Source organism: Labilibaculum sp. K2S (assembly GCF_030372765.1).
In the GTDB taxonomy this organism is placed as follows: Bacteria; Bacteroidota; Bacteroidia; order Bacteroidales; family Marinifilaceae; genus Labilibaculum.
Map to the genome: position 1 here is coordinate 150,593 of NZ_JAUCMW010000002.1, position 12,373 is coordinate 162,965.

At 35.4% G+C, this 12,373-nt stretch carries 10 protein-coding genes and 1 pseudogene; 1 reads left to right on the forward strand and 10 read right to left on the reverse strand.

Features of this window, described 5'->3' with window-relative positions:
* Positions 1 to 42: 42 nt before the first annotated feature.
* The 6 genes and pseudogenes from hisS to ettA form a co-directional block, all read right to left on the reverse strand.
* Positions 43 to 1,410 carry a histidine--tRNA ligase gene (gene hisS, locus QUH73_RS03565; protein ID WP_289529109.1) on the reverse strand — a complete coding sequence of 456 codons (1,368 nt, stop codon included), beginning with the start codon at positions 1,408 to 1,410 and terminating at the stop codon, positions 43 to 45.
* Between the two features lie 119 nt (positions 1,411 to 1,529).
* Complete coding sequence (locus QUH73_RS03570) at positions 1,530 to 1,865, reverse strand: hypothetical protein (RefSeq protein ID WP_289529110.1); 336 nt, start codon at positions 1,863 to 1,865, stop codon at positions 1,530 to 1,532.
* 4 nt (positions 1,866 to 1,869) lie between these two features.
* Positions 1,870 to 2,223: a DUF4870 domain-containing protein gene (locus QUH73_RS03575; protein WP_289529111.1), complete on the reverse strand. Its 354-nt coding sequence runs from the start codon at positions 2,221 to 2,223 to the stop codon at positions 1,870 to 1,872.
* A gap of 134 nt (positions 2,224 to 2,357) precedes the next feature.
* Positions 2,358 to 3,896, reverse strand: a pseudogene (locus QUH73_RS03580) (DUF3843 family protein); the annotation flags it as partial.
* A 187-nt stretch (positions 3,897 to 4,083) separates the two neighbouring features.
* Positions 4,084 to 5,367, reverse strand: a complete 1,284-nt coding sequence (locus QUH73_RS03585) for a hypothetical protein (RefSeq protein WP_289529112.1) — start codon at positions 5,365 to 5,367, stop codon at positions 4,084 to 4,086.
* A gap of 904 nt (positions 5,368 to 6,271) precedes the next feature.
* Positions 6,272 to 7,960: an energy-dependent translational throttle protein EttA gene (ettA, locus tag QUH73_RS03590; RefSeq protein ID WP_289529113.1), complete on the reverse strand. Its 1,689-nt coding sequence runs from the start codon at positions 7,958 to 7,960 to the stop codon at positions 6,272 to 6,274.
* Between the two features lie 203 nt (positions 7,961 to 8,163).
* On the opposite strand from ettA, the gene QUH73_RS03595 reads away from it, so the two are divergent.
* The gene (locus QUH73_RS03595; RefSeq protein ID WP_289529114.1) at positions 8,164 to 8,673 is read left to right on the forward strand and encodes a response regulator; all 510 of its coding nucleotides are present in this window, start codon (positions 8,164 to 8,166) and stop codon (positions 8,671 to 8,673) included.
* A gap of 82 nt (positions 8,674 to 8,755) precedes the next feature.
* Here the strand turns inward: QUH73_RS03595 and eno are convergent, their stop codons facing one another.
* From eno to rpsD, 4 genes are all read right to left on the reverse strand, one after another.
* Positions 8,756 to 10,039, reverse strand: a complete 1,284-nt coding sequence (gene eno, locus QUH73_RS03600; protein WP_289529115.1) for a phosphopyruvate hydratase — start codon at positions 10,037 to 10,039, stop codon at positions 8,756 to 8,758.
* 129 nt (positions 10,040 to 10,168) lie between these two features.
* A complete protein-coding gene (gene rplQ, locus QUH73_RS03605; RefSeq protein WP_442913380.1) occupies positions 10,169 to 10,684 on the reverse strand; it encodes a 50S ribosomal protein L17 in 516 nt (171 codons plus the stop codon).
* A gap of 6 nt (positions 10,685 to 10,690) precedes the next feature.
* Positions 10,691 to 11,683, reverse strand: coding sequence for a DNA-directed RNA polymerase subunit alpha (locus tag QUH73_RS03610; protein WP_101308175.1), 993 nt, complete (start codon positions 11,681 to 11,683; stop codon positions 10,691 to 10,693).
* A gap of 21 nt (positions 11,684 to 11,704) precedes the next feature.
* The gene (rpsD, locus tag QUH73_RS03615) at positions 11,705 to 12,313 is read right to left on the reverse strand and encodes a 30S ribosomal protein S4 (RefSeq protein ID WP_101308174.1); all 609 of its coding nucleotides are present in this window, start codon (positions 12,311 to 12,313) and stop codon (positions 11,705 to 11,707) included.
* Between the last annotated feature and the right edge of the window lie 60 nt (positions 12,314 to 12,373).

The following is a 12,373-nucleotide window of genomic DNA, read 5'->3' on the forward strand; positions in this document are numbered from 1 at the left end:
CTCTACATTTACAGCCCATTGTATTTTCTTTTGAATAATTTATTAAATCGAAACTAATCTTTCGATCAACTGATCCGGAGTTAATTTTTCCTGATCTCCGCTTTCCATATTCTTTAAACTAACAACACCTTCCTCAACTTCCGATTCTCCTACCAAAATCACAAAAGGAATATTTTTATTGTTGGCATAAGTCATTTGTTTTTTCATTTTCGAAGAATCAGGATAAATCTCAGCGTTAATTCCGTTTGCTCTTAACTTAGCCAGGATTGGCAAACAAAACGACTCTTCTTTTTCGCCAAAATTGATAAACAATACTTTGGTTGTTATACCCGTATTGGACGGAAATTTATCCATTTGTTCCAATACATCGTAAATACGATCGGCACCAAACGAAATACCAACTCCCGAAACATCCTTCAATCCAAAAATTCCGGTTAAATCATCATATCGTCCGCCACCGGTGATGCTGCCAAACTCCATGTCTTTCGATTTCACTTCGAAAATGGCTCCGGTGTAGTAATTTAATCCTCTGGCCAAGGTTAAATCCAATTCAACTTCTATTTGCACATCAAGCTGCGATAAATAAGTAAAAACTGTTTCCAACTCTTCAATCCCCTTCATTCCTATTTCTGAAGCAAAAAGAAGCTCCTTTAATTTGGCCAGTTTTTCCGAATTTGAACCCGACAATAATATAATTGGCTGCAATGTATCAATAGCTTCCTGAGAAATTCCCTTGTCAACCAATTCCTTATTCACATTCTCCAAACCGATTTTATCCAACTTGTCAATTGCAACAGTGATATCAACAATTTTTTCAGCTTCTCCAATAATCTCAGCAATTCCCGCCAAAATTTTTCGGTTATTCAACTTTACAACTACATTCAACTGAAGTCTTTTGTAAACCTGATCAACAATCTGAATTAATTCAACTTCATTTAAAAGAGAATTGCTGCCAATCACATCAACATCGCATTGAAAGAATTCGCGATAACGGCCTTTCTGAGGTCTGTCTGCTCTCCAAACCGGTTGAATCTGATAACGCTTAAAAGGGAAATCAATTTCGTTACGATGCTGTACAACGTAACGCGCAAAAGGCACTGTCAGGTCATAACGAAGTCCTTTTTCACTTATCTTTGTGGTTAATTTCACCGAATTCTTCTCTCGAATTTGATCTTCATTTATTTTTGATAGAAAATCGCCTGAATTCAGCACTTTAAACAATAGTTTATCTCCCTCTTCTCCATATTTTCCCATTAGAGTAGAAAGATTTTCCATTGATGGTGTTTCGATCGGCATAAAACCATATAACTGAAACACTTCTTTTATGGTATCAAAAATATAGTTTCTCTTTACCATTTCAACAGGAGAGAAATCTCTTGTCCCTTTAGGAATAGACGGTTTTTGAGCCATTTTTAAGTCTTTATTTTAGTTATTTTATTAGAGCTACAAAATTATCAAATTATTTGACAGATACCACAGCATTCTAATGCGATCTGTATTTGACATGCAAAACAGAACAACTATTTTAACTATGTCCTTTTTATCCGGCGAAGTATATTTGCAAAAAAATCGACTAGAAGCCCTAAAACAAATGGATAATACCACAGTTTAAAATCAATCACAAAAAGAAGAAATATTGAGATCAGAAATAAAAAATTTACCGATAATTTCAAATAATCAAAGGTCCACCAATCCGAAATGCTTTTATAAAACAAAAACCTAATCTGAACGCCTGAATACAGCAGTACTCCAATTGCAAATAAAATTTCGCCGTAGGACAAATTATTTAATAAGCGGATACCTCCTAAAACAATAAAGACAATCCCAACATAGTAGATTGTCTTATAACCAGAAAAAGATTTCATTTTTTTAATTTAGAAATTTAATACTCAGAGGATATTGGTAATCTTCCCCATTTAAAGTTTTTACAATCGCTATAACAACAAAAATCAAATTTAGCAAAGCAAGTCCAATCAGCAATAAAATTCCAATGCCTATAAAAACCAATATTGCGGATACAAAGATGTATATACACATCGATATCTGAAAATTAACAGACTTTTTCCCTTCCCGATCAACCAGTTCGGAATAGTCCTTTTTCATCGACCATAAAATGAGTGGCCCTATTACATTACCAAAAGGAATTATAACTCCGGAAAATGAGGCTAAATGGCAGAACATTGCCCAATTCTTTTCATCGGCAAGGGTAGCAAATTGATTCATGGAAATCGAATTAAGTGATAAATTATTTTGTTCCATCAAGTTACAAAAACAAAGGGAAGAAAACCAATTTGGCTCCTTCCCTTCTTTAATTGAAAACGATCAGCCCTTTTATACCAATATCTGTTACAAACAGATTAATTATTGCCTCCCGTGTAGGTTATTGATGGTTTTGTGAAATAGTTGCCTTTTTTCCAGTAACGAAGCAAGAAATCTATATCTGCTAAATACATTTTTCCCGGTTCTGTTTTAAAGAAAGGCAAATCTGCTTTAAAATTAGTGATACAATACATTGCTAATTCGGGAGAAATAGTGTCTTCTTCCAGTAAGCTCAAAAGATGCTCTTCGCTATCTTCTTTCCTGAAAAAAGGATTATCGGTCATAGGAAAGGCACTGTTTACTTCAAAAGCAATTTCTACGCCACTCTTAGGATTAAAGAAAATCAGAGCACTTTCTGATCTATCGGTAAAATCTACAGATCCATCTTGTCCACCAAAGTAACCATCTGCTTTAGCGCGCTGTTTTGCCTTTTCTTTCTCTCTTTTAGAAAGTTTAAGAGACTTGTTAAAGTATTCGGTATATTCTTGTATAAAGTTATTCACTTTGCCCGAGCTCATAAATACAATTGGAGATCCTTTAGTAAAGTCTTTAAATGCCTCGTATTGTTTTTCCAGCACCTCTTCTACATTTTTGTCCTGATGATCTAAGAAATTCACGGCTTCACGACTTTTTACTGAATTCTTTTCATCTAAAACCAAATCGGCATTAAAGTCAGATTGAAAAGATACTCCAGAAAACCACCATTCATTTCTCCATTTCACAATTCCCATAAACAAAATGGTATCAATCTTTTTCAGCGATTCGAAATGCTCATAAGACTTTTTAGTTAAATCGAACTTTTTACCCGAAGCAATGTGTTCGATAAAAATGTTCTCTGAATCCTGACCTTTATAAAAAAAATACCCTCTTATTTTTCGTGATATATTCAAAAAATCATTCTTTAACGGATGATCAACTTCCAGCATTCCCGATGCCCATTCTTTTCCCTTTAAACCTAACAATCTTGTATGTACATTATGCAGTGCGTAATCACGATTTTCATTTAGGTAGTTCAGCAGGTTTTCTTCATCGTTACTGTCTTCTACAATATCTATTTCCTGGTCTTTTAAATCAAGTAAGCTATCGGGATAAAACAGATATGTTTTAAATAAGATGGTATCAATTAAATTACGGGCAATGTAAAAATCAGTTTCATCTTCATCAAGACTATAAGCTGTTTTTAGCAGTTCGTTTTCAGGTGCATAATCCCATGCCGAATCGAACACATTCATTACCTTATGGGCTGTTTCAATAATAAAATCGTTAAACGGTACAATAAATGTATCACGCTGAAGGGTATTCATAAAATACCAAATTAAAAAACTAATATCCTGCGGATTAATTTCTTCAGTATAATATTCATCTAAATTGTAAAAAGGCAGTGGCTTGTTATATAATTCGGTGTGATAAGTTACAAAGCTGTTCCAAATATTCGTTTCCGATATTAAATCTTCAAAATAAGAAGTAAGAAAACATACCAATAAATCAATCTCCTCCTTATCTAAATAGCGCTGTAAAACAAAAGATTGTTTGTTGGTTACAATAACCTGTTTTACCTCGTTAGAAATCTTAAGATAGTAACTATCTGTTACGGTTTACGTTGCATATGGCTTCATCTCGAACCATTGCTGAATGTATATTCGCTCTTTTGGTTTTCTCATTACATTTAATTTTTCCCAATAAATTATGCGCAAATATACAATTCGCACTTAAAATAATCCAACAGACTTTTAAATCTTAACGATGTTCAAACATTTCTGCTTTTCAACAATATTCTTCTTCGTACTTTTCTTCCGGAATTTGCAGACGCTCCTCACGGCCATTTTCTATATACGCTTCAACTTCTGTCCAATCGACATCATTCGAGTTTGTATCCGATTCCATTATCTTACCTAACTCAAAGAGTTTATCTATTCCTGCTTCCTGCATAATTTTCTTAATCAAACTATCCTCTTCAGGAGGATTTGAAAGAAAGGAGCTTACTGAATCGAAACGCCAATAGCTAATATCCTTTTTTCCCAGACCCGAAACTTTTTCCAAAAGATCCCCCTCAGGAGTCGATCGATGTGTTATAAATAGAAACGTTTTAATAATTACTTTTTCATCAATAATAGCCGCAACGAAATAACCAATCTTAATATCTCCATAATACTGAGGGATGAGAATATTACCTCTAAACACCTCTGTAATAGATTGATTTCGAAGTAATTTAGCCATAAATAGCCTGCAGAAAATTAACGATAGAGGCCTTGTTCTTTCTTCGAACCTTCTAATAGCATGAGATTGAATATAAACTTCTAACTCTTTCTTTTCTCCTTTATAGATATCTTTTATTTTGTGATTTTTAATATTAAAGTACCAAATACCCCCGTTTGCTATGGGCCAGCCAAATTGTATAATCGGTCTTCGTTTTCCTTCTATGGCAATACTTCTTTTAACCGGACGATGATGTTTTACTTTTACGATATGAAACACGCCGCTAACAGGGTATTCTTTCCTGACAAAAGCTGTTTTAATACTAAACATTTCGCGACCAACAGCATTCAGCATTGCCAGTATATTGTCATACATACCGTAGAGGAGATCTTCGGGTGATTCCAATTCATCGTATGCATCAATTAAAGGTTTAAAGGCAGAATTGAATGCTTCCAAATCAAGACCATTATCTTCTTTACGAATAAAGTAAATAAAACAGTCAATAACGTAAACATCTCCAATTGAAATCAACTCTCTTCCCTTAATCAATTCAATATTGCGTCTCTCCCTCCAACTTCGGAATACTAAAGCCAAAATTTTTGCCAGTTCTTTACTGATTGGTTCCCCTTTATCCACACGCGGTTGGGTCAAATGAATCCTTAAAAGATACATCAACATTCGGTTACTCTTATTTAAGAGTTTACAAGCATCTTTGTTGCATCCTGCTATTTCAGCTAATTTCTCGAATCGATTAATAAATTCGGATTGACCTCCCAGATTAATACCTTGACCTTTGAAATTAGATATTTCTCTGTTCTTTTTTTTTCGTTTTTTAGTCGTTTTTCTGGGCATAGCTTCATTTTCTAATATGGCTTCACGAACCTATCATAACTTTACGAATAATCCAACAAATCTGATTAAAAAATCACCTTTTTACATGCAAGTTAGTACGATGAAGTTGGAAGTCTGATTTATTCAATTCTCTCTTGAACTGCTAAACTTGTTTGCAAATGGGACTTATGGAATAATCAGATTTATAATCCGATTTTTATGCCCGATCCGTTTCACTCCTGTGGATTAGAAATCTAAATTTCGCCAATATTAAAAGGCCGGAGCTTTCTGTCTTTTTCTATCAAATCCTCTAATTTATAATCGATAAACCTTGTCTGGTGACAAAATATCCATGTGGCAGTTTGTAATATATTACCAACATTAAAATAACAACAATTGTTACTATTTCTCAAAAAATACAATCAACCAATCATACATTTCATTCCCCCTAAAACCTGTCTTCTTATGAAGAATAATTTACCGTAAAAATCATTGAATGCCTAAAGGAATAAGCATTTTACAGAAAAATATCAAAAATAAGGAAGGTCGTTATTATTTTATAATGACTCCACTAAAGGCTTAGGCAAACCATTATAATTTATTAATGGCTCCAAGAAAGACTTAAGTAAGCCATTATTATATGTTAACGGCTCCACTAAATAATAAAACATTCATTATAATTTTATAATGGCTCCACAAAAGACTTAAGTAAACCATTATTATATGTTAACGCCTCCAACTCCTGCGGATTTGCAATCTGCAGGTAGGAGTTTCAGATTTGTAATCCGATTCCAGCATACATCTGTTTTCACTCCTGTGGATTAAAAATCCACCACTCTCAACCGGCCAATTACAAATCGGAGAGAGCAAATCCTAAAATTAAAAAAGGTGAAAACTTCAAAACAGAGCTTTCACCTTTTATACTTTAATCAGCTATCAGCTTTTTATATCTGATTCGCTTGGGTCCTTCATCGCCCATTCGCTTCTTCCTGTTAATCTCATAATCGGAATATCCTCCTTCAAAGAACTGCACATGTGAATTGCCTTCAAAAGCCAAAATATGTGTTGCAATACGATCCAAAAACCATCGGTCATGTGAAATCACCACAGCGCAGCCGGCAAAGTTTTCCAAACCTTCTTCCAGAGCCCGAAGTGTATTTACATCGATATCATTGGTTGGTTCATCCAAAAGCAAAACATTAGCCTCTTCTTTTAAAGTCAGAGCCAAATGCAGGCGGTTACGCTCTCCCCCCGATAATACGCCGCATTTTTTTTCTTGATCGGCACCATTAAAATTAAACCGACCAACATAAGCTCTGGCATTAACTGTTCGCCCTCCAACATTAATCAAATCACCACCGCCCGAAATCACTTCATAAACAGATTTTTCTGGATCAATATCAGCATGTTGCTGATCAACATAGCCTACTTTTACGGTCTCTCCTACTTCAAAAGTTCCTTTGTCCGGTTTCTCAAGATCCATAATCATCCTGAAAAGCGTCGTTTTACCTGCACCATTGGGGCCAATAACCCCAACAATTCCTGCCGGCGGCAATTCAAACTCTAAATCATCAAATAACAACTTATCTCCGAATGCCTTTGAAACAGACTGAACCTGAATCACCTTACTTCCCAAACGAGGACCATTAGGAATGAAGATTTCCAGTTTTTCTTCTTTTTCTTTCAAATCCTCATTCATCATGCTGTCGTAAGCACTCAAACGAGCCTTACTTTTTGCCTGGCGGGCTTTAGGAGCCATCCGCACCCACTCCAACTCTCTTTCAAGGGTTTTACGTCGCTTACTGGCGGTTTTCTCTTCCATTGCCATACGTTGAGTCTTCTGATCCAACCAAGCGCTGTAATTGCCCTTCCAGGGAATTCCTTCTCCTCTATCCAACTCAAGAATCCAACCTGCTACATTGTCAAGGAAATATCTATCGTGAGTAATACTAATTACAGTTCCTTTGTATTGTGCCAAATGCTGTTCCAGCCACTCCACCGATTCTGCATCCAAATGGTTGGTAGGTTCATCCAAAAGCAAAATATCCGGTTCTTGTAATAGTAATCGACAAAGAGCAACACGTCTTCTTTCTCCACCTGAACAATTTTTAATTAATGCATCTCCCTCCGGACAACGCAGAGCATCCATAGCACGTTCCAGCTTTGTATCTAAATTCCATGCATCAAAATGATCAATCTTCTCCTGAAGATTTGCTTGCTCATCCATTACGGCCTGCATCTTATCAGCATCTTCAAGAACTTCCGGGTCACCGAATTTTAGATTAACGGCTTCGTATGCATTCAAAGTATCAACAATTTCCTGAACACCTTCCTCTACAATTTCTCGTACCGTTTTACTGTCATCCAATATTGGCTCCTGTGCTAAATAGCCGATATTATGCTCTTTCGACCAAACAACATGTCCGTCAAATGAACTTTCCAATCCGGCAATTATCTTAAGCAGAGTCGATTTACCAGAACCATTCAGTCCGATAATTCCAATTTTAGCACCATAAAAAAAAGAAAGGTTAATATTATTCAATACTTTTTTTTGTGATGAAAAGGTCTTACTGACCCTATCCATCGAAAAAATAATTTTTTTATCGTCAGCCATTATTTCGCTTTTATTTATTTCGTTCAAATCCTAAACGCAAAAATAGGAAAATTGCTTTGAAAATTTATCAATTCCATTTGCTTTAGAATTCTTAATTTATAGATTGATAATCAGATCCTTCTCTTTTTCAATCCAAAACAGAACATTTGTTTTTTATTATAGTTAAAAATCACTATTTTTAAATGTCAAATACTGGGGTCATTATGGAAAAAACAGCACATAAAAAACTTTCTGAATTACTAGAGCAGATAGGTATAGAAACAAAAAAGAAAATATATTGGGAAGAAACAATTGATTCTTCTGTTGTAGTAAAAACTCATCCTAACAAGAGAAATGTTCCTGTAAAAGAAGCAAAAATTTTATTGGTAGAGGATCAGCCAAGCAACAGAAAAACAATTGAGGTTTACCTGAAACAAAAAGTAGCTAAGGTTGATATTGCTGAAAATGGAAAACAAGCTGTTGAACTTTTTGAAAAGGAACAATACGATATTGTTTTAATGGATTTGCAAATGCCTATTATGGGAGGAATAGAAGCCTCTTTACGGATGCGGAAAATAGAAGAGCAACGCGATTTTTCAGTTCCGATTATTGCTTTTACAGCTAATTTCTATTCCGATGATAAAGAAATATCAATTGAAGTAGGAATGGATGCTTACCTTTCAAAACCTTTTCAGTGTAAAACTCTATTTGGTTTAATGCTGGAGTATATTTAGAAAAAACAAGTCGTTTTGGAACAAAACCGGACATAAAAAAAGGGATCTGTAAAGATCCCTTTTTTAATATATCTAATTAAGCTTAGCAACCAAAAATTGCATTTTCGCCTAATTCTTCTTCAATACGAAGTAATTGATTGTACTTAGCCATACGGTCAGAACGGCTCAAAGAACCTGTTTTGATCTGTCCGGCATTAGTAGCCACAGCAATATCAGCAATAGTAGCATCTTCAGTTTCTCCGGAACGGTGAGAAGTTACTGAAGTGTAACCAGCACGATGTGCCATTTCAATAGCATTTAAAGTCTCAGTCAAAGTTCCAATTTGGTTCACTTTAATCAAGATTGAGTTAGCCGCTTTAAGCTCGATACCTTTAGCTAAGTACTCAACATTAGTTACGAATAAATCGTCACCTACAATCTGACACTTATCACCAATAAGAGCATTTAAAGCAACCCATCCATCCCAGTCTCCTTCGTCCATACCATCTTCGATAGAATCGATAGGGTATTTAGAAATCAACTCAGCTAAGTAAGCGGCTTGCTCATTAGAATTTCTTTTAGCTCCGTTTGGCTCAAATTTACTGTAGTCATACAAACCATCTTTGTAGAACTCAGAAGCAGCACAGTCCATAGCGATTGAAACATCACCACCATCCTCTTTACGACCAGCTTTATAACCAGCGTTTTTAATAGCAGTAAGGATACACTCAATAGCCTCTTCAGTTCCACCTAACATTGGAGCAAAACCACCTTCGTCACCAACAGCAGTAGAAAGACCTTTACCTTTAAGAACTTTTGCAAGAGCGTGAAATACTTCAGCACCCATTCTTAAAGCCTCGCGGAAAGATGGAGCACCAATAGGACGGATCATGAACTCCTGAAATGCGATTGTAGCATCTGAGTGAGAACCACCGTTGATGATGTTCATCATTGGAACAGGAAGTACATTTGCATTGGTGCCACCAATGTAGCGATACAAAGGCATACCTGAATACAATGCTGCAGCTTTAGCAGTTGCTAAAGAAACACCTAACATAGCGTTCGCACCTAAGTTAGACTTAGTTTTGGTACCATCAAGAGCGATCATCGCTTTATCAATAGCAACCTGGTCAGTAGCGTCCATACCAACTAATGCTTTTGCAATAACGTCATTCACGTTATTAACTGCCTTTAAGACACCTTTACCTAAGTAACGAGACTTATCGCCATCACGTAGTTCTAAAGCTTCGTTCTCACCAGTTGAAGCTCCTGAAGGAACACCGGCACGACCCATAAAACCACTAGCAAGAGTTACTTCAACTTCGATAGTAGGATTTCCTCGTGAATCAAGAATTTCACGACCATGAATGTTTACAATTTCTGACATAACTTTCGGATATTAAAAGTTTTACTGATTTATTTATACGATCAAATGCAATCGTATGCAATTTTTATAGGGTACTAAAAAAGGGATAAAGACTAAACTTTACCCCCTTTTTTATCTTAGAAAGGAAGCTTATTCTTCTTCCTTTTTAGTTGCTTCTGTTGCAGTTTCCGGAGCTTCAGCTTTTACTTCTGATACTTCTGTTGCTACTTCTTCTGAAGCTTTAGAACCACCACGTTTTCTACGTGTAGATTTTTTAGCTACAGCTTTCTTTTCAGTCAAGTAAGTTTCATTGTAATCAACCAATTCCACAATACACATCTCTGCATTATCACCTAAACGATTACCAGTTTTTAAAATTCTGGTATAACCACCGTTACGGTTAGTGATCTTTGGTGAAACTTCTCTAAACAACTCAGTAACCGCTTCTTTTTGTTTTAAATAACCAAAAACAATACGTCTTGAGTGAGTAGAATCAACTTTACTTTTTGAAATTAGAGGCTCAACATACATTTTTAAAGCTTTCGCCTTAGCAGTAGTAGTCGAGATTCTTTTATGCAAAATCAAAGAAGAAGCCATATTTGAAAGCATCGCTTTTCTATGTGCTGTTTTTCTTCCTAAATGATTAAATTTCTTTCTATGTCTCATTTTCCCTTATTCCTTATCTAATTTATACTTAGAAATATCCATACCGAAAGTAAGATTCAAGGATACCAATAGATCATCCAGCTCGGTTAAGGATTTCTTACCAAAGTTTCTAAATTTCAGAAGGTCATTCCTGTTGAACTGTACTAAATCACCTAAAGTATCCACATCAGCAGCTTTCAAGCAATTCAAAGCACGCACTGAAAGATCCATATCTACCAGTTTTGTCTTCAATAGCTGACGCATATGCAAAACCTCTTCATCAAACTCCTCGTTTGCAAACTTCTCATCAGAGTCAAGAGTAATCTTTTCATCTGAGAACAACATGAAGTGATAAATAAGAATTTTTGCTGCTTCTTTTAAAGCTTCTTTTGGGTGAATTGAACCATCAGTAGTAATATCAAAAACCAATTTTTCATAGTCAGTTTTTTGCTCTACACGATAGTTTTCAACAGCATATTTAACATTCTTGATTGGTGTAAAAATTGAATCGATCGGAATCACTCCAAACTCTACATCAACAGGTTTGTTTTCAACAGAAGGTACGTATCCACGACCTTTGTTAATAGCTAAATCCATTTGCAACTTGGCAGAGCTGTCCATCTTGCAAATTACAAGCTCTGGATTCAACACTTCGAAACCTGTTAGAAACTTGTTAATATCGCCAGCCGTAAAAGTATCCTGATCCGAGATAGTTACAGTAACCAACTCGCTGTCAACTTCTTCAACTTTTTGTTTAAACCGAACTTGCTTCAGGTTCAGGATCATCTCAGTAACATCTTCGATTACTCCTGGTATTGTAGAAAATTCATGATCAACACCCTGTATTTTGATAGTCGTAATCGCAAATCCCTCTAATGAAGAAAGTAATATTCTTCTTAAGGCATTACCAATTGTTATACCATATCCAGGCTCTAATGGACGAAATTCGAATTTACCGAATTTATTGTCTGCGTCGAGCATGATAACTTTGTCCGGTTTCTGGAAAGCTAAAATTGCCATAAATTACTGATTAACTATTTATTACTTAGAATACAATTCAACGATTAACTGTTCCTTGATGTTTTCAGGAATTTCCGTTCTTTCTGGTGTATTAAGGAACTTACCACTAAGAGAGGTTTGATCCCATTCCAACCAAGATGATTGGTTATATCTAGCAGTAGATAAAGAATCGGTAATAACTTCTAAAGACTTCGATTTTTCACGAATTCCTATGATATCCCCAGCTTTTACTGAAAATGAAGGAATGTTACAAACTTGTCCGTTAACAGTTACGTGCTTATGGCTAACCAACTGACGAGCAGCTGACCTTGTTGGAGCTACACCTAATCTGAAAACTACATTGTCTAAACGACATTCTAAAAGTTGTAATAAAACTTCACCAGTAATACCTTTACTACGCGCGGCCTTTTCAAATAAGTTTGAGAATTGTTTCTCCAATACACCGTAAGTGTATTTTGCTTTTTGTTTTTCCTTTAGCTGAACACCATATTCAGACATTTTCTTTCTTCTACGGCTGTTACCGTGCTGCCCTGGAGGGTAGTTTTTGTTTTCAAATGCCTTATCAGGTCCAAAAATTGCTTCACCAAATTTACGAGCAATTCTACTCTTTGGTCCAATATATCTAGCCATTACTTCTTAAATTTAAATTTTTCTAACAATAGAAACTTTGCTATAAGTTTTGAATTATAA

Excerpts from the sequence above, each read along its gene's own strand:
- hisS (WP_289529109.1), bottom strand. The coding sequence starts at position 1,410 with ATGGCTCAAAAACCGTCTATTCCTAAAGGGACAAGAGATTTCTCTCCT.
- QUH73_RS03570 (WP_289529110.1), bottom strand. The coding sequence starts at position 1,865 with ATGAAATCTTTTTCTGGTTATAAGACAATCTACTATGTTGGGATTGTC.
- QUH73_RS03575 (WP_289529111.1), bottom strand. The coding sequence starts at position 2,223 with ATGAATCAATTTGCTACCCTTGCCGATGAAAAGAATTGGGCAATGTTC.
- QUH73_RS03585 (WP_289529112.1), bottom strand. The coding sequence starts at position 5,367 with ATGCCCAGAAAAACGACTAAAAAACGAAAAAAAAAGAACAGAGAAATA.
- ettA (WP_289529113.1), bottom strand. The coding sequence starts at position 7,960 with ATGGCTGACGATAAAAAAATTATTTTTTCGATGGATAGGGTCAGTAAG.
- QUH73_RS03595 (WP_289529114.1), top strand. The coding sequence starts at position 8,164 with ATGGAAAAAACAGCACATAAAAAACTTTCTGAATTACTAGAGCAGATA.
- eno (WP_289529115.1), bottom strand. The coding sequence starts at position 10,039 with ATGTCAGAAATTGTAAACATTCATGGTCGTGAAATTCTTGATTCACGA.
- rplQ (WP_442913380.1), bottom strand. The coding sequence starts at position 10,684 with ATGAGACATAGAAAGAAATTTAATCATTTAGGAAGAAAAACAGCACAT.
- QUH73_RS03610 (WP_101308175.1), bottom strand. The coding sequence starts at position 11,683 with ATGGCAATTTTAGCTTTCCAGAAACCGGACAAAGTTATCATGCTCGAC.
- rpsD (WP_101308174.1), bottom strand. The coding sequence starts at position 12,313 with ATGGCTAGATATATTGGACCAAAGAGTAGAATTGCTCGTAAATTTGGT.